The organism is Streptomyces ochraceiscleroticus (assembly GCF_000720485.1).
GTDB classification, from domain to species: Bacteria; Actinomycetota; Actinomycetes; order Streptomycetales; family Streptomycetaceae; genus Streptomyces; species Streptomyces ochraceiscleroticus.
The window spans coordinates 1-16,543 of sequence record NZ_JOAX01000052.1 but is presented as its reverse complement, the minus strand read 5'-3'; the positions used below and the strand labels follow the sequence as shown (position 1 = coordinate 16,543).

The following is a 16,543-nucleotide window of genomic DNA, read 5'->3' as shown; positions in this document are numbered from 1 at the left end:
AAGGGCCGCGAAGCCCGCGCCGACCTGAACGCCGCCCAGGGCCGGCTGGACTCGACCACCGACTGGGTCAAGACCGCCACCGCGAAGACGAAGGCGTACGACGACGCCAAGGGTCCCGAGGCGCCGGACGAGTCCAAGGTGCGGGCCGCGACCCGCAACGCCCAGCAGGCCAACTCCGCCCGCAGCGACGCCCAGGGCGCTGTCGATACCGCTCAATCCGCCCTGGATGCCGCCAAGGCCATGGCTGCCGAGGCCAAGGAACTGCGCGAGGACGCCGCCCGCGTCTGCCAGGACAAACTCGACGAAGCCTCCGACGCCGGCATCCAGAACCGGAGCTGGTGGGAGGAGATCGTCAAGTTCGTCACCGACAGCTGGGACGCGATCGTCTCCGTCTGCAAGGTCATCGTCGCCGTCGTCGGTGTCATCGCGATGATCGTCGGTGGCCCGATCCTCGCCGCCATCGTGGTCGTCGCGGCAGTGATCGTGCTCGCCGACACCCTCATAAAATTCAAGAGCGGGAAAGCCAGTCTCTTCGACGTCGGCATGGCCGCCCTCGACTGCATCCCCGGCGTCAAGGGGATCACCACTGCCGCCCGAGCCGCCAAGGGCATCAAGTCCGCGGCCAAGGGGCTGCGCTCCGGCGGCCTGCGCAATGCCGTGCGCGGAGGCGGCAAGAATCTCCTCGGCAAGGCCAAGCCGGCCAAGGGCCGGTGCAAGAACGGCGACCCGATCGACATGGTCTCCGGCGAAATGCTCATGGAGCAGACCGACGTCGTCCTGCCGGGCGTGCTGCCGCTCGTTCTCCAGCGCACTCACCTGTCCACCTACCGCTGGGGCCGCTGCTTCGGCGAATCCTGGGCCTCCGCACTCGACCAGCGCCTGGAACTCGACGGAGAAGGCGCCGTCTTCGCCGCCGAGGACGGGATGCTCCTGGCCTACCCCGCTCCCCAGCCCGGCCGGCCCGTCATGCCCGTAGCAGGCCCGCGCTGGCCGCTGGAATGGGACGGCACGCCCAACAGTCCGATCACCATCTCCGACCCGCGCTCCGGCCTCACCCGCAGCTTCGCCCTGCCCGCGGCGAGTGCGAGACATTCCTCGGAGCACCTGGTTCTGCCCCTGCAGTCGATCGCCGACCGGAACGGCAACGAGGTCACCTTCGAGTACGACGACGCCGGCCTGCCGACCGCGATCCGGCACACCGGCGGCTACCACATCGCCGTCGACACCGCCGACGGCCGCGTCACCGGTCTGCGCCTGCTCAGCACGGACGATGAACCCGACGGCACCCGGCTCCTGCGCTACACCTACGACGGCAACAAGAACCTCGCCGAGATCTACAACTCCTCCGGCCGGCCGTTCCAGCTCACCTATGACGACGACGCCCGCATCACCTCCTGGACCGACCGCAACGGCTCCTGGTACCGCTTCATCTACGACGCAGAAGACCGCTGCATACGTGGCCAAGGCATCAACGGCATCCTGAGCTGCGCGCTCACCTTCGACACCGACAACAACGTCACCCGGTACACGAACTCCCTCGGCCACACCCTCACCTACCGCTACAACGAGCGGCTGCAGCTCGTCTCCAGCACCAACGCGCTCGGCGCGTCACTGACCAACGAGTGGGACGACAACGACCGGCTGCTGTCCCAGACCGACGCCCTCGGCAACACGACCGGCTACACCTATGACGCTGCCGGCAACGTCACGCGCATCACCCGCGCCGACGGCAGCACCGCCGAGGCCGCCTACAACGAACTCCACCAGCTCGTGCACGCCGTCACCCCCGGCGGCCAGGTCTGGGAGCACGCCTACGACAACCGCGGCAACCACACCGCCACCGTCGATCCCTCGGGCACGGCGGTCCAGTACGAGTACGACTCCTCCGGCGCCCTCGTCGCCGTCACCGACGCGGCCGGCAACACCAGCCGGGCCCGGTGCAACGCCGCCGGTCTTCCGCTGGAGTTCATCGACGTGCACGGTGCCGGCAGCCGGGTGGCCCGCGACGCCTTCGGCCGCGCGACCGCGTTCACCGACGCGCAAGGCCGGTCGACGGAGATGGCCTGGACCGTCGAGGGCAAGATGACGTGGCGCCGGCACCCGGACGGCCGCCTGGAGTCCTGGGAGTGGGACGCCGAAGGCAACCTGACCGCGGAGACGGATCCGGCCGGCAATGTGTACCGGTACCTGGTCGGCCCCTTCGGGCAGGTGGCGCAGCGCATCCAGCCGGACGGCACCGCGTATGCCTCCACCTACGACACCGAGCTGAACCTGCTGCGGGTGACGGATCCCCACGGCCAGAGCTGGGAGTACACCTACGACGCCGCGAACCGGGTGACGTCGGAACGCGACTTCTCCGGCAGGAGTCTCACCTTCGAGGTGGACGCCATGGGCGAGCTGGTGTCCCGTACCAATGGCGCCGGTGAGTCCATCCACTTCCGGCGGGACCAGTTCGGCCGCACCGTCGAGATGGCGTACGACGGGCAGTCGGCGCACCTCACATACGACGCCCTCGGCAACGTCGTCCGGGAGGACGGTGAAGGAGTCACCGTCGAGCGCGAGTTCAGCCCGCTCGGCCTTCTCCTCGCCGAGAGCATCAACGGCCGTGTCACGCGCTACCGTTACGACGCTCTCGGCCGCCGCATCAGCCGCGTGACGCCCACGGGGATCGAGTCCACCTGGACGTACGACCCGGACGGTCAGCCGCAGGCACTGGAGACGGCCGGCCACCACATCACCTTCTCCTACGACGCCGCGCACCGGGAGATCTCGCGCCGCCTCCCGGGCGACGTCACCCTGACTCATGCCTGGGACGGGGCGGACCGCCTCACTGAACAACAGGCCAGCCGGGGCGCCGGAGAGTCCGCCACCCTGCTCCAGCACCGCACCTACTCCTACCGGGCCGACGGCGTCCCCACCTCGGTGTCGGACCTCGCCACCGGCACCCGCCGCTTCACGCTCGACCCGCTCGGCCGGGTAACGGGCGTTGACGGTGGCAGGTGGACGGAGCGGTACACCTACGACGGCATCGGCAACATCGTCCGGGCCCGGACCCCGGGCATGGACGACGGCGATCAGGAACGCGCCTATGCCGGCACCCGGATCCAGCGCACCGGCCGGACCGTGTACGAGCGCGACGGCGAAGGCCGCATCATTCGCACGGTCCGCCGGCTGCTCAACGGACAGAAGCGGATCCGGTCCTACACCTGGAACAGCCAGAATCAGCTCGTCGGCACGACCACGCCGGACGGCACGCAATGGCGGTACGCGTACGACCCCGCCGGCCGCCGAATAGCGAAGCAGCGGCTCGACGAGCACGGCGGTGTCTCCGACGAAGTGCTCTTCGTCTGGGACGGAGCCCGTCTCATCGAGCAGACGACGCGCTCGGGCCACACCACATCGTGGGATTACTCGCCGGGAAGCCACTTCCCGCTGGCACAGCTCGACCACCGGTCCGGTGGCAACGGCTCCGATGGCGACCACCTCGATGGCAGCGAATCCGGCCTCGACGCCGAATTCCACGCCATTGTCTCGGATCTCTCGGGAACGCCCTCGGAACTCATTTCCGCTACCGGCGAGGTGGCCTGGAAGCATCGCGCAACGCTCTGGGGCGCCCCGCTGCCGGAGGCATTGCAGGAGAACACCGCGGCGGACGGAGTGCACTGCCCGCTTCGCTTCCCCGGCCAGTACGCGGATGCGGAAACGGGCTGGCATTACAACTTCCACCGCCATTATGACCCCGGGACCGGCCAGTACACCTCGCCGGACCCCCTCGGCCTGGCGCCCAGCGCGAACGACTCCGCGTATGTCGCCAACCCCTATAGCTGGATCGACCCCCTCGGGCTGGTCTGGCAGGATCCGAACAACGGCATGCGCTTCGGCCGGGATCCGAGCCTTCCGCCGGGCCCCCGCCAGTACACGCGCGAGAACCAGTACCCTGGCGGGTACCGTCAGACCACGCACGATCACATGACCCAGCACTACACCGCGGAAGGCCGTGCCCAGGGAAGGGCACCGCTGGACGCCAACGGGAGCCGCATCCCCCGGGACCAGCTCACTTGGTACAACGGCCGGGACGAGGTGATCTGGAATCCGCAAGCCAACAACCCGAAGCCATTCCACAAAACCGTCACCTACGAGCACAGAGATCCTGTGGTGAACCACTGGAACAACAACGGCAGGTTCACTGATCGCCCCACCAGGAACAATTTCTACAACGACGTGCGACACATGGAACCGATGCACTGGAGCGAGAATTCCAGTGGTGGTGCACGCATGAATACCACGTACATCCAGCAAGTCGGGCCAGGATATTCGTGCAGCTGAGGCTGCCGACACGGAGACACTATGGATATTCGAGAGACAGTTGGCAGCTTCCGCGATTCGACTCCCCTCCCCGGGCTGGATGATGCCTGGCACTGGTCTCCCGCTCCCGGCCTCGACTTCGCCGGCGCCCTCTCCGCTGATCGCAAGCGGCTGCTCCAGCTGAGCGCCCGCGACAGTTATGACGAAGGTCTGGCAACCGCGGTCCTGCAGTTCGCCCGGTTGCACGAAGACGAGCTTTTCTCCGGCAACCCGTACCTCGGCGCCCTCGGCGGATTCACGCCTCCGGATGGCTATTCGTTCGACACGGTCGTGGCCCTGCGACCCGAGGTGCACAATCACTACAGGTTCGAAATGCCGGACCTCACCCCGTACGTAACCCTTGCTTTCCCGGCGTATGCATGTGAGTTCTCCGGCAAGGAAGATCTCACGGAGGCTGAGACGCGTTATCGCATGGTGCGGTTGAACCACTTCGGCAGGCAGCCGCAGCCGTACCTCAAGATGCGCTACATCAACACGAAGACTCGCGGCAGGAGCGAAGGAACCGACCGTGGGTTCGCGGAACCGGAGGTACTGTTCCGCGAACTGCGCGACATGGAAGGCGGCTACGAGAGCATCGTCGAGTTCGAGAACCGGCACGGCACGGTCTGGCGCGTGATGTGGTACGACGGCTGGCACATCGCCGACTGGACCACACAATCCGGCGAGCCCCAGGGAATCGGCCTCGACGAACTCCTCGATTTCAGCCGGGCGCGGCTGACCGAGTAGGGAGTGGGAACCCTCCGGCGCCTCCCGCCGCGCCGCATGGCCGTCGCGAAGGCCGTCGTCCTCTGTCCGGTTGCCGCAACAGCCCACTAATGCGCATTAGTTGTCTCTCATCACTAGCCGTGTACGGCGCCTTGTCGTCAGAATTGCGGCGACTTGGGTGTGGCCGTTGAGGCGCGAGGAGTGGGAGTCGAGCCGTGAGTGTGAAGAGGCGTAGCTTTGTTATCGGGGCGCTGGCAGCGGGTCTGTCTGCGGGAACGGCGGCGGGCGGCGCCTGGGCGGTGGGGCGCAAGGACGAGGCGGGGCGGCGGGTGGTCGTCTACTACCAGACGCAGTACAACAACGGGGCATATGTCTCACCGCTGGCGCTGACCGAGCACCGGACGGGCGTGACGGACGTGCTGGTGGCGGCCGTGCACCTCAATGACGTCAACGGCCCTTACGCGCCGGTGCACTTGAACGACGATCCGCCGAGCGCGGCAAAGTACGACCGGATGTGGCGGGACCTCAAGACCATGCAGGGCCAAGGGGTCAACGTCCTGGCCATGGTCGGCGGTGCCGCACCAGGCAGTCACACCCGCCTCGACACCGAATTCGACACCTACTATCCGCTCTTGCGGGACTTCCTCAAGACGTACGGGCTGAACGGCGTGGACCTCGATGTCGAGGAGGACATGTCGCTCGCCGGCATCGAGCGGGTGATCGACGCGCTGCGTGCCGACTTCGGTCCGCATTTCCTCATCACGCTCGCTCCGGTGGGCACCGCGCTCAGCGGCGGCGGCAATCTGTCGGGCTTCGACTACGAGCAGCTCTACCGGGACCGCGGTGACGACATCGCGTGGTTCAACGCCCAGTTCTACAACGGCTGGGGCAGTATGGCCGACACCCGCAGTTACGACGACATCATCGCCCGGGGCCTCGTGCCGGAGCAGAAGGTGGTGGCCGGCTCGCTCACCGACCCCGGCAACGGTGGCAGCGGCTATGTCGACATCGCCACCCTGAAGTCCACGCTCGGCGAGCTGGTCGACAGGCACCCGGGCTTCGCCGGGGTCGCCGGCTGGGAGTACTTCAACGCACAACCGGGCGGCACGGCAGCGCCGTGGGAGTGGGCGGCGGAAGTCTCCCACGCGCTGTCCGGGTGAGGCACCCGGAGCGCCTGCCGCCGCCGGGCGGCCGCACCGCACCTGGCCGACAGCGGCCCGGCCCTGCCCCGGGAGCGAGTCCGCGGGGCCCGGCGAGGTGAGGGGCGGCGCCCCGGCCAGGCGCTACACCCCGAGCCCGCTCAGCGCGGCGTTCATTGCGAAGACGCCACCGAGGCCCAGGACGGCGAGGACCGTCGTGTAGGTGGTGCGTGCCTTGATGGCGTCCAGGACCGACAGGTTGAAGTACTCCTTGAACATCCAGAAGCCGGGGTCGTTGACATGGGAGAAGGCGATGGAGCCGCAGGAGATCGCGAGGACCATCAGCTCCGGGTGGATGCCGCTGCTCGCGACGAGTGGCGCCGCTATGCCGGCCGCGGTGGTCACCGCGACCGTCGCCGAGCCGAGCGCGATGCGCAGGATGGCGGCGATCAGCCAGGCCAGGAGGATCGGCGAGATGCTCCAGCCGTGCGTGAGCTCCTTGATGTAGTCGGCGATGCCGCCTTCGACCAGGACGTTCTTGAAGGCACCGCCGGCGCCGATGACCAGCAGGATCATCGCCATGGCCTTCGCCGCGTCACTACAGGAGGCCGCCACGTCCTTCAGCGAGCGGCCGATGCGCGGGCCGAACGCCCAGGCCGCCAGGACCAGGGTGAGCAGCAGGGCGACGGGTGCCGAACCGAGGAAGGCGACCAGCGGCATTCCGGCGTGGTGTTCGCCGATCGCCATCTCGGCCACCGACGCACCCGCGATGAGTACCACCGGGAAGAGCGCGACCGAGAGAGACCAGCCCACGCCGGGCATCTCCTCGTCGGTGAACGCGCGGTCGCTGACGAGTCCCTTCGGGATGGACGGGTTCATCCGGCGGACGAAGGCCAGCCGGGGCCACACCAGCGCGATGAGCGCACCGGCCGGGACCGCGATGAACAGGCCGAAGAAGAGGGTCTTGCCGATGGAGGCGTCGAACATGGCCGCGACGGCGGTCGGGCCGGGGTGCGGCGGCAGGAAGCTGTGCATGGTGGACAGCGCGATCGACATCGGCAGGCCGATCCACAGCAGGTTCTTGCCGGTCACCCGGACCAGTGTGAACGCCACCGGCACGATGATCACGAAGGCCACTTCGTAGAACATGGTGACGCCGATGAGCATGGCCGTGACCACCATGGCGACCTGGACCCAACGGTCACCGAACCGGTCGGACATCGTCGTCGCGATCCGCTGGGCCGCGCCGGAGTCACCCATCACCCGGCCGACCATCGCGCCGAGCCCGATCACGAGCATGGTGTCGCCGATCTGGCCGCCGACACCCTCACTGAGTACGTCGGGGATCTTCTCCAGATCGATTCCCCGGACGACTGCCACGACCACCGCGACCAGCAGCAGAGCGATGAACCCGTTGAGCTTGAGCCGGGTCATCAGGAAGAGCAGCGCCACCACGCTGAGCGCCACGACGAGCAGGGGCATATCACTTCTCCCTTGAAGTGATGCCGGGATCGGACCGCCGGAGGTGCGGCCTGGCGAACCGGTATCCCGGTTGGTGAGTAGGAATGAACGGTGTGCGTGTGCACGACGAATGCGGTGCGCGTGCGGGACGCACGCGTCGTAATGCCTCCTGGTGCGGTGGCGTCAGCGCACGAGCGCCGGCCTCTTCGGGTCGAACTGCCAGCCCGGAAGGAGGTACTGCATGCCGGCGGCGTCGTCGCGGCCGCCGAGGCCGAGGCTGAAGTAGAGCTCTTCGGCCGCCTCGACGCGTTCCAGGTCGAGGTCGATGCCCAGGCCGGGGCGGTCGGGCAGGGCGATGGCACCGTCGCGGATGGCGAGCGGCTCGCGGGTCAGGTGCTGTCCGTCCTGCCAGATCCAGTGCGTGTCGATCGCGGTGATGTCACCGGGCGCGGCGGCGGCGACGTGGGTGAACATCGCCAGGGACACATCGAAGTGGTTGTTGGAGTGCGAGCCCCAGGTCAGGCCCCAGGCGTCGCAGAGCTGGGCCACGCGCACCGAGCCGTTCATGGTCCAGAAGTGCGGGTCGGCGAGCGGGATGTCGACGGCGTCGGCCTTGACCGCGTGGCCGAGCTGCCGCCAGTCCGTCGCGATCATGTTGGTTGCCGTGGGCAGACCGGTGGCGCGGCGGAACTCGGCCATCGTCTCGCGTCCGGAGTAGCCACCCTCCCCGCCGCACGGGTCTTCGGCGTACGCCAGGACGTCGCGCAGTCCGCGCCCGATCTCGATGGCGTCCTTCAGCAGCCAGGCACCGTTGGGGTCGAGGGTGATGCGTGCCTCGGGGAAGCGCTCGGCGAGTGCGGTGACGGCCTCGGCTTCGGCGTGCCCGTCCAGCACACCGCCCTTGAGCTTGAAGTCCTGGAATCCGTACCGCTCCTGGGCCGCCTCGGCGAGCCGGACGACGGCCTCGGGCGTGAGGGCCTCCTGGTCACGCAGCCGCAGCCACGCGTCCTTGGCGTCCGGGTCGTCCCGGTACGGGAGATCGGTACGCGCACGGTCGCCGACGTAGAAGAGGTAACCGAGGACGGGAACACTGGTGCGCTGTACGCCCTCGCCGAGCAGTGCGGCGGTCGGCACGCCGAGGTGCTGGCCGAGCAGGTCGAGCAGCGCTGACTCGACGGCGGTCACCGCGTGCACGGTGATGCGCAGATCGAACGTCTGGGCACCGCGCCCGCCTGCGTCGCGGTCGCCGAACCGCTCGCGTATCGCCCGCAGCACGGCCTGCGGGTCACCGACGGACCGGCCGACGATCAGGTCGCGCGCCTCCTCCAGGGTGGTGCGGATGCCCTCGCCTCCGGGCACCTCACCGACGCCGGTGCGGCCCTCGGAGTCGGTGAGCATCACCAGATTGCGGGTGAAATAGGGAGCGTGCGCGCCGCTGAGGTTCAGCAGCATGCTGTCCTGCCCGGCGACCGGGATGACGCGCATCGCGGAGACGACGGGCGGGCCGGCGGGAGGTGTGGTGGTGTTCATGATGCGGTGCCTTTCACGTGCGGAGTGCGGCGGGCGTACCGGGCGGCAGGGCACGGCCTCAAGGCAGTGCGAGAACGGCCGGGTGGGCGTCGGCGGTCGCTCGGACGTCGAGACCCTGGAGCCTGGTGGCTCAGGCGTCAAGACCCTGGATCAAGGCGGTGAGCTGCTCCAGCTCCGCCGGCTCCAGGTCGGTCAGCGGCGGCCGGACCGGCCCCGCCGGGTGGCCGGTGACCGTCATGCCCGCCTTGACGATGCTCACCGCGTAGCCCTGCTTGCGGTCGCGGATCCGGGTGTACGGCAGGACGAAGTCGTTGAGCATGCGCAGCACATCGGCGTGGCGGCGCTCACGGACCGCCGCGTAGAAGGCGAGCGCGAACTCCGGAACGAAGTTGAAGAGCGCCGAGGAGTAGGTCGTGACGCCGAGCTCCAGGAAGGGCAGGGCGTACGTCTCGGCCGTCGGGAGGCCGCCGATGTAGGTCAGGCGGTCGCCCATGCGGGCGTAGAGGCGGGTGAGGGGGTCGATGTCGCCGACGCCGTCCTTGAAACCGATCAGGTTCGGGCAGCGCTCGGCGAGGCGGGCCACGGTGTCCGGCGCGTAGACGGCGTTGGCCCGGCTGTACACAATGACGCCGAGCCCGGTGGCCCGGCAGACCGCCTCGACATGCGCGGCGAGCCCATCCTGCGATGCCTCGGTGAGGTACGGCGGGAAGAGGAGCAGGCCGTCGGCTCCGGCGCGCTCGGCGGCCTTGGCGAATTCGACGGCCGTGGCGGTGCCGTATCCGGCGGGGGCGATGATCGGCGTGCCCGCCGGCGCGCTGTCGACGGCGGCGGCGACGACCCGCTCCACCTCTGCCGGGGAGAGCGAGAAGAACTCGCCGGTGCCGCCGGCCGCGAAGAGGCCCGCCACGTCGTACTTCCCGAGCCGCGCGATGTTCGTGCGGTACGCGTCCTCGTCGAAGGAATGGTCCTCGGGACGGAAGTGTGTCACCGGGAAGGAGAGCAGGCCGGAACCGAGGCGGCGGCCCAGCTCGGCAGGGGTGTGGTCGGTCATTGCAGGGAGCTCCTGGCTTACGGAGAGACGTGCGGCTCACGCGGCTTCCCGGTTCCGGGCGTGGCCTGTCCACGACTTCCGGAACCTCCGAGCGTGGCGGGGCGCTGGGTGATGTCCCCGGCGGAAACCGCTTCGATTGCTGGCCGGAACGTTAAGAGCCTGTTGCGATGCGGGTCCAACACCATTTCGGCATGCTGTGATACCCGGAGCGCATCATTCGGAGCGCCTGCTGGGACGGTGTTTCACGCGCCTGCTCGGCCGGTGTTTCCCACGTCGGGCGCCGAGGGGCCGGGCGCTGCGCTCACAGGTGCCGGAGCAGCGCGTGCAGGGCCGGGTTGTCGTTGGCCTTGCGCCATACCAGGTGCAGTTCGACGGGGGTGGGGTCGGGCAGTTCGAGGGATCTGAAGGTGATGCCGGAAAAACGCATCTGTGCGGCCGCCTCGGGCACGAAGGCAATGCCCCAGCCCGCGTTGACCATCGCCAGCAGGCTGTGGACCTGACTGAGGTACTGGGTGAACTCGGGGGTGACCCGGGCGGCGCGGAAGATGCTGACCAGCAGTTCGTGGAAGTAGCGGGCCTCCACCGGCGAGTACATGAGGACCTGCTGCCCATCGAATTCATCGATGCGCAGTGGGCCCTCTCCCGCGCTCAGCGGATGGTCGCGCGGCACGGCGGCGAGCAGACCTTCCCGTATGGCGGGGCGGGTCGTCAGGTCCGGTCCGGTGCCGGCGGGGCGGATCATGCCGAGGTCGAGCGAGCCCTGGGTGATCGCTTCGAGCTGGTCACGGGTCACCTTCTCGCGCAGCACGATCTCCGTGCCGGGCATGGTGGAACGGGCCACGTCGAGCAGCGTGCCGAGCGCGGAGTAGGCGCTGGCAGCGGTGAATCCGATGGCGATCGCCCCGGCCTCCCCGGCGGAGACCTGCTTGGCGGAGAGGGTGGCCGCTTCCGCCTGGCGCAGGATGTTGCGTGCCTCGTTGAGGAAGGACCGGCCGGCCGGCGTGAGGCGCACCGTGCGGTTGGTGCGGTCCAGTAGCTGTACGCCCAGTTCGTGCTCGAGCAGCTGTATCTGGCGGCTCAACGGAGGCTGCGTCATCCGCAGGCGTTCGGCGGCCCTGGTGAAGTGCAGTTCCTCGGCCACCGCAACGAAGCTCACCAGCTGCACGAGTGTGAACACCGATACCCTCCAGGTATTGAGCCATCCAAAAACTGAGTTGGACGTGGATCAATCGCCGACCCTAGCGTCAGGGGAAACCAACGGCGAGCCGCCCCCTGCCGGCGCCCCGGCCGGGAGAAGCCGCCCGCCTCGCACTGGGAGCACCGCCAGGACATGCCGCAGCGAACGCGCACCCTCGACACGCCCCACCGTCCCGCGCCGCGACAGCACGTTCCCCGGGGCTGCCCGGCATGGGGCGCTGCCACGAGAGCCTGACCGGCGCGCTCCCGCCGCCGCCTCCCGCGGCCCGCCCGGCACCGATGCCGCGTGCCGTTGGCCGCTCCGCTCGCCGGGCCGCCCGGCCGCGTGGGCCCCGGCCCACCGCGACCGATCGCATCCGCCTACTACCCCCAGGGACACGAAGTGGTGACCATGACGCACACAGCCACCTCCGCCGGCCGTCACGGCGAGGCGACACTCGACAGCATCGCCTGGATCAAACTCTCCTCGGTCACCCTGCCGCTGGCCACCCCGATCAGTGACGCCAAGGTACTGACCGGCCGGCAGAAGCCGATGACCGAGGTGGCCCTCCTGTTCGTGGAGATCGAGACCGGGCAGGGACACCAGGGCATCGGGTTCAGCTACTCCAAGCGCGCCGGCGGGCCGGCCCAGTACGCCCACGCCAAGGAGATCGCCGACGAACTGATCGGCGAGGACCCGAGCGACATCGGCAGGCTGTGGACCAAGCTCGTGTGGGCCGGTGCGTCGGTCGGGCGCAGTGGTGTCGCCACGCAGGCCATCGCCGCCTTCGATGTCGCGCTGTGGGACCTGAAGGCCAAGCGGGCCGGACTGCCACTGGCCAAGCTGCTGGGTGCGCACCGCGACTCGGTGCGCTGTTACAACACCTCCGGTGGTTTCCTGCACACTCCCACCGAGCAGGTTCTCGAAAACGCCACCGCTTCGCTGGCCAGCGGTATCGGCGGCATCAAGATCAAGGTCGGACACCCCGACGGCAAGCAGGACCTGCGCCGCCTGACCGCTGTACGTGAGCACATCGGGGACGATGTGCCGCTGATGGCCGACGCCAACCAGCAGTGGGACCGTGCCACGGCCCAGCGCATGGGCCGCGCGATGGAGGACTTCGGTCTCGTCTGGATCGAAGAACCGCTGGACGCCTACGACGCGCAGGGCCACGCCGCCCTCGCGGCCTCGCTGGACACCCCGGTCGCCACCGGCGAGATGCTGGCCAGCGTCGCCGAGCACTACGAGCTGATCCGCCAGAACGCCGCCGACATCATTCAGCCCGACGCCCCGCGCATCGGCGGCATCACCCAGTTCCTCAAGCTCGCCACGCTCGCCGAGCATCACAATCTGCAGCTCGCCCCGCACTTCGCCATGGAGATTCATCTCCACCTCGCCGCCGCCTACCCCATCGAGCCGTGGGTGGAGCACTTCGACTGGCTGGAGCCGCTGTTCAACGAGCGCCTCACGATCAGCGACGGACGGATGCACGTATCCGCCCGCCCCGGACTGGGCATCACACTGAGCGAGCAGGCCCGCGCCTGGACGCAGGCGACCCACGAGGCGGGCAAGCGCCCCTGATCCTTCCGCACCACTGACGTGCCGGCCGGCACCTCGCTGCCGGCCGGCACCCACCCGGCGCGGGCCCCGCTGACCTCCACGGCGCGGGCCCGCGCCGTATGCATGCGCGAAGGCGAACTCGGCCGCCCGGCCGCCGATGATGCTTGTCCGGTATCGATGGATGCCAAAACGGTGTTGGACCGGCATGACTCGGGGCTCGTAGCGTCGGTACTGGCACATCGCTCGCGGCACGGTCGCGGCACGGTCGCGGTTCTCACCACCTCACAGCGGAGTTCACGAATGACGTCCCTCAGTCCGTCCTCCAGCCCGTCCTTCGGCCCGTCTTTCAGCCCGTCAGAGCTCGGCCGGCGCATCGGCTCGGGCCTGCTGTCCTTCCCCGTCACCCACTTCACGGCCGACGACCTCTCCTTCGACGAGGACGCCTACCGCACCAACATCGAGCGCTTGGCGGAGTACGAGGTCGGCGGCCTCTTCGCGGCGGGCGGCACCGGCGAGTTCTTCTCCCTGACCGCCGCCGAGACCGAGCAGGTGGTGACCGCGGCAGTACAGGCGGCCCCCGAGGGCACGCCCATCCTCGCCCCGGCCGGGTACGGCACCCGTACGGCCATCGAGTACGCCAAGGCCGCCGAGCGCGCCGGGGCCGACGGCATCCTCCTGTTCCCGCCCTACCTGACCGAAGCCGGGCAGGACGGGCTCGCCCAGCACGTGGAAGCCGTGTGCCGCGAGACCTCCCTCGGCGTCATCGTCTACGGCCGTGCCAACGCCATCTACACCGCGGACACCCTCGCCCGCCTCGCCGACGCGTGCCCCAACCTGATCGGCTACAAGGACGGCACCGGCGACATCGACGCCATGACCCGCATCTACACCCGTCTCGGCGATCGCCTCACCTACGTCGGCGGCCTGCCCACCGCGGAGACCTACGCCCTGCCCTACCTCGAACTCGGCGTCACCACCTACTCCTCCGCCATCTTCAACTTCCTCCCCGACTTCGCTCTGGAGTTCTACAACGCCGTCCGCGCACGCAAGCACGACACCGTCATCGACGCGCTCAAGCGCTTCGTCCTGCCCTACACCGAGATCCGCAACCGCCAGGCCGGTTACGCGGTCAGCATCGTCAAGGCCGGCATGACCGCCACCGGCCACAGCGCCGGCCCCGTACGGCCCCCGCTGACCGACCTGACCGAGCGCGAACTCGCCGAACTCACCGAGCTGATCGAGGGGCTGCCGGCCACCGCCGCCTGACACCCCTCGCCCACACCCGTACAGAAGGACGACCCCCAGGTGACCGCAACACCCGCGAACACATCCGAACTCAAGCCCCAGGGAACGATGTTCATCGGCGCCGAGCCCGTCACCGGCACCGGTACGGGCATCCGCTCGCGCAACCCCAACACCGGCGACGAGCTCGACCCCGCCTACCCCACGGCCTCCCCCGCCGATGTCGCCCGGGCCTGCCGGCTCGCCGAAGAAGCCTTCGACGCCTACCGCACCACTCATCCCTGGCAGCGCGCCCGGTTCCTGGAACGCATCGCCCACCACCTGACCGAGGCCGGCGACGCCCTCGTCGAGCGCGCCCGGCTCGAAACCGGCCTGCCCACAGCGCGGTTGGCCGGAGAGGTGGCCCGTACCACCGGACAGCTGCGCATGTTCGCCAAGGTGCTCTGCGAGGGGAGCTGGCACGGTGCCCGCATCGACCCCGCCCAGCCCGAGCGCAGCCCCCAGCCGCGCCCCGACATCCGGCAGCGCCGCATCCCACTCGGACCCGTCGCCGTGTTCGGCGCCAGCAACTTCCCCCTCGCCTTCTCCGTCCTCGGCGGCGACACCGCCTCGGCCTTGGCCGCCGGCTGCCCCGTCGTGGTCAAGGCCCACGAAGCCCACCTGGGAACCTCCGAACTCGCCGCCCGCGCCATTCGCGCCGCCATCACCGACAGCGGGATGCCCTCCGGGGTCTTCTCCCTGCTCGTCGGCGAGGGCCATGACACCGGCACCCGGCTGGTGGCCGATCCCCACATTCAGGCCGTCGGCTTCACCGGCTCCCGTACGGCGGGCCGCGCCCTGATCCGGGCCGCCGCCGAACGCCCCGCCCCCATCCCGGTCTACGCCGAGATGAGCAGCATCAATCCCGTCATCCTCCTGCCCGGCGCCCTCGCCGAACGCCCTCGCGCACTCGCCGATGCCTTCACCGAGTCCCTCGCGCTGGGAGCGGGTCAGTTCTGTACCAACCCCGGACTGGTGATAGCCGTCGAAGGCAACGGCCTCGATGCCTTCGAAGCCCGAGCCGCCGACAACATCGACAACAACAGCGGGGCCACGATGCTCACACCCCGCATCGCGGAGTCCTACCGACTGGCCACCGAGACGGTCAGTGACCGTCCTCGCGTCCGCGTCCTGGCCCGCGGTGGCGTGCCCGCGACCGCCAGCGCCGGGCAGGCACTGCTCTTGACCGTCGACGGCGACGACCTCTGCGCCGATCCCGAGCTGCAGCACGAGATGTTCGGCGCCGCCTCGCTGCTGGTCCGCTGCCGCGACCTGAACCATGTGGCGGAGGTCCTCCACGCCCTGGAGGGACAGCTCACCGCCACCGTGCACACCGCCGACGCCGACCTCGACGACGCCCGCGCGCTGCTGCCGCTCCTCGAACGCCGGGCAGGACGCGTCCTGTTCAACAACTGGCCCACCGGCGTCGAGGTCGGCCACGCCATGGTCCACGGCGGCCCCCACCCCGCCACCTCCGACGCCCGCACCACCTCCGTGGGCTCCCTGGCCATCGACCGCTTCCTGCGCCCCGTCGCCTACCAGAACCTCCCCGACACCCTCCTCCCCCCGCCCCTGCAGGACGACAACCCGTACAGCATCCCCCGCCGCATCGACGGCACCCTCACCCTGAACTGACGCGCCCCCGCACCACCGGCATCGGGCACCAGTCACTCACAGCCGCCCGATGCCCCGGGCAGCCAGTCCGTCCCACGTCTCACGCCTCGCTGACCGGCCCAGTAACGCGAGATCGCCGAACCTCCCTTCACTCTTGTCAGTGACGGGAGTTAGGGTTGTTCCGCGTTATCGCAGGACCACAGTTGAGTGTGTTACGGGGGAGTTGACGTGGGCGGCCACCGGCCGACGGACTGGCACGTGCTGGACCTGGAGAAGGACCCGACCCCCGGTGATCCGGACCGTGTGCGGCAACTCGCCCGCGAACTACACGAGTTCGCCGAGGACGTCGGTACCGCGCTACGGCAGATCACCAGCATGGCCTCCGAGGACGCGGTCCTGAAGTGGTCCGGCCGCTCCGCGAAGAAGTTCAAGGAGGAGTTCGACGGCGTCCCGGGGAATCTGCGGAAGCTGCGGACCTCCTACGACATGGCGGGCGACGCCATCGCCGCCTACTGGCCCAAACTCGAACGCGCCCAGTCCCTGGCCGACCGGGCCCTGAAAAAGGGCCGCGAAGCCCGCGCCGACCTGAACGCCGCCCAGGGCCGGCTGGACTCGACCACCGACTGGGTCAAGACCGCCACCGCGAAGACGAAGGCGTAC

Annotated in this window: 11 protein-coding genes; 7 read left to right on the top strand and 4 right to left on the bottom strand. The window is 69.2% G+C overall.

Going from position 1 to position 16,543, the window contains the following annotated elements; all coding sequences use genetic code 11:
- The 3 genes from IG84_RS0136630 to IG84_RS0136620 all read left to right on the top strand — a co-directional run.
- Positions 1-4,326, top strand: a 4,326-nt coding sequence (locus IG84_RS0136630; protein ID WP_037801413.1) for an RHS repeat-associated core domain-containing protein, incomplete at its 5' end; no start/stop codon positions are given.
- Between the two features lie 21 nt (positions 4,327-4,347).
- A complete protein-coding gene (locus IG84_RS0136625; protein ID WP_031067575.1) occupies positions 4,348-5,091 on the top strand; it encodes a hypothetical protein in 744 nt (247 codons plus the stop codon).
- Between the two features lie 194 nt (positions 5,092-5,285).
- Positions 5,286-6,230, top strand: coding sequence for a glycoside hydrolase family 18 protein (locus IG84_RS0136620; protein WP_245659722.1), 945 nt, complete (start codon positions 5,286-5,288; stop codon positions 6,228-6,230).
- Positions 6,231-6,353: 123 nt separating this feature from the next.
- Here the strand turns inward: IG84_RS0136620 and IG84_RS0136615 are convergent, their stop codons facing one another.
- From IG84_RS0136615 to IG84_RS0136600, 4 genes are all read right to left on the bottom strand, one after another.
- A complete protein-coding gene (locus IG84_RS0136615; RefSeq protein ID WP_031067567.1) occupies positions 6,354-7,691 on the bottom strand; it encodes a gluconate:H+ symporter in 1,338 nt (445 codons plus the stop codon).
- A gap of 162 nt (positions 7,692-7,853) precedes the next feature.
- Entirely contained in the window at positions 7,854-9,200 is a 1,347-nt protein-coding gene (gene gudD / locus IG84_RS0136610) for a glucarate dehydratase (protein ID WP_031067566.1), read from the bottom strand.
- 130 nt (positions 9,201-9,330) lie between these two features.
- Complete coding sequence (kdgD, locus tag IG84_RS0136605) at positions 9,331-10,251, bottom strand: 5-dehydro-4-deoxyglucarate dehydratase (RefSeq protein ID WP_031067564.1); 921 nt, start codon at positions 10,249-10,251, stop codon at positions 9,331-9,333.
- A gap of 301 nt (positions 10,252-10,552) precedes the next feature.
- Positions 10,553-11,428 carry a LysR substrate-binding domain-containing protein gene (locus IG84_RS0136600; protein WP_031067562.1) on the bottom strand — a complete coding sequence of 292 codons (876 nt, stop codon included), beginning with the start codon at positions 11,426-11,428 and terminating at the stop codon, positions 10,553-10,555.
- A 411-nt stretch (positions 11,429-11,839) separates the two neighbouring features.
- Here IG84_RS0136600 and IG84_RS0136595 point away from each other — a divergent pair, with 411 nt between their 5' ends.
- The 4 genes from IG84_RS0136595 to IG84_RS0136580 all read left to right on the top strand — a co-directional run.
- Entirely contained in the window at positions 11,840-13,009 is a 1,170-nt protein-coding gene (locus tag IG84_RS0136595) for an L-talarate/galactarate dehydratase (RefSeq protein ID WP_031067559.1), read from the top strand.
- 279 nt (positions 13,010-13,288) lie between these two features.
- A complete protein-coding gene (gene kdgD / locus IG84_RS0136590; RefSeq protein ID WP_037801407.1) occupies positions 13,289-14,254 on the top strand; it encodes a 5-dehydro-4-deoxyglucarate dehydratase in 966 nt (321 codons plus the stop codon).
- 39 nt (positions 14,255-14,293) lie between these two features.
- The gene (locus tag IG84_RS0136585; protein WP_031067553.1) at positions 14,294-15,904 is read left to right on the top strand and encodes an aldehyde dehydrogenase (NADP(+)); all 1,611 of its coding nucleotides are present in this window, start codon (positions 14,294-14,296) and stop codon (positions 15,902-15,904) included.
- 207 nt (positions 15,905-16,111) lie between these two features.
- On the top strand, positions 16,112-16,543 hold a 432-nt coding region (locus IG84_RS0136580; RefSeq protein ID WP_031061739.1), incomplete at its 3' end, for a WXG100 family type VII secretion target.

Coding starts and splice junctions, on each gene's coding strand:
- IG84_RS0136625 (WP_031067575.1), top strand. CDS start 4,348: ATGGATATTCGAGAGACAGTTGGCAGCTTCCGCGATTCGACTCCCCTC.
- IG84_RS0136615 (WP_031067567.1), bottom strand. CDS start 7,691: ATGCCCCTGCTCGTCGTGGCGCTCAGCGTGGTGGCGCTGCTCTTCCTG.
- gudD (WP_031067566.1), bottom strand. CDS start 9,200: ATGAACACCACCACACCTCCCGCCGGCCCGCCCGTCGTCTCCGCGATG.
- kdgD (WP_031067564.1), bottom strand. CDS start 10,251: ATGACCGACCACACCCCTGCCGAGCTGGGCCGCCGCCTCGGTTCCGGC.
- IG84_RS0136595 (WP_031067559.1), top strand. CDS start 11,840: ATGACGCACACAGCCACCTCCGCCGGCCGTCACGGCGAGGCGACACTC.
- kdgD (WP_037801407.1), top strand. CDS start 13,289: ATGACGTCCCTCAGTCCGTCCTCCAGCCCGTCCTTCGGCCCGTCTTTC.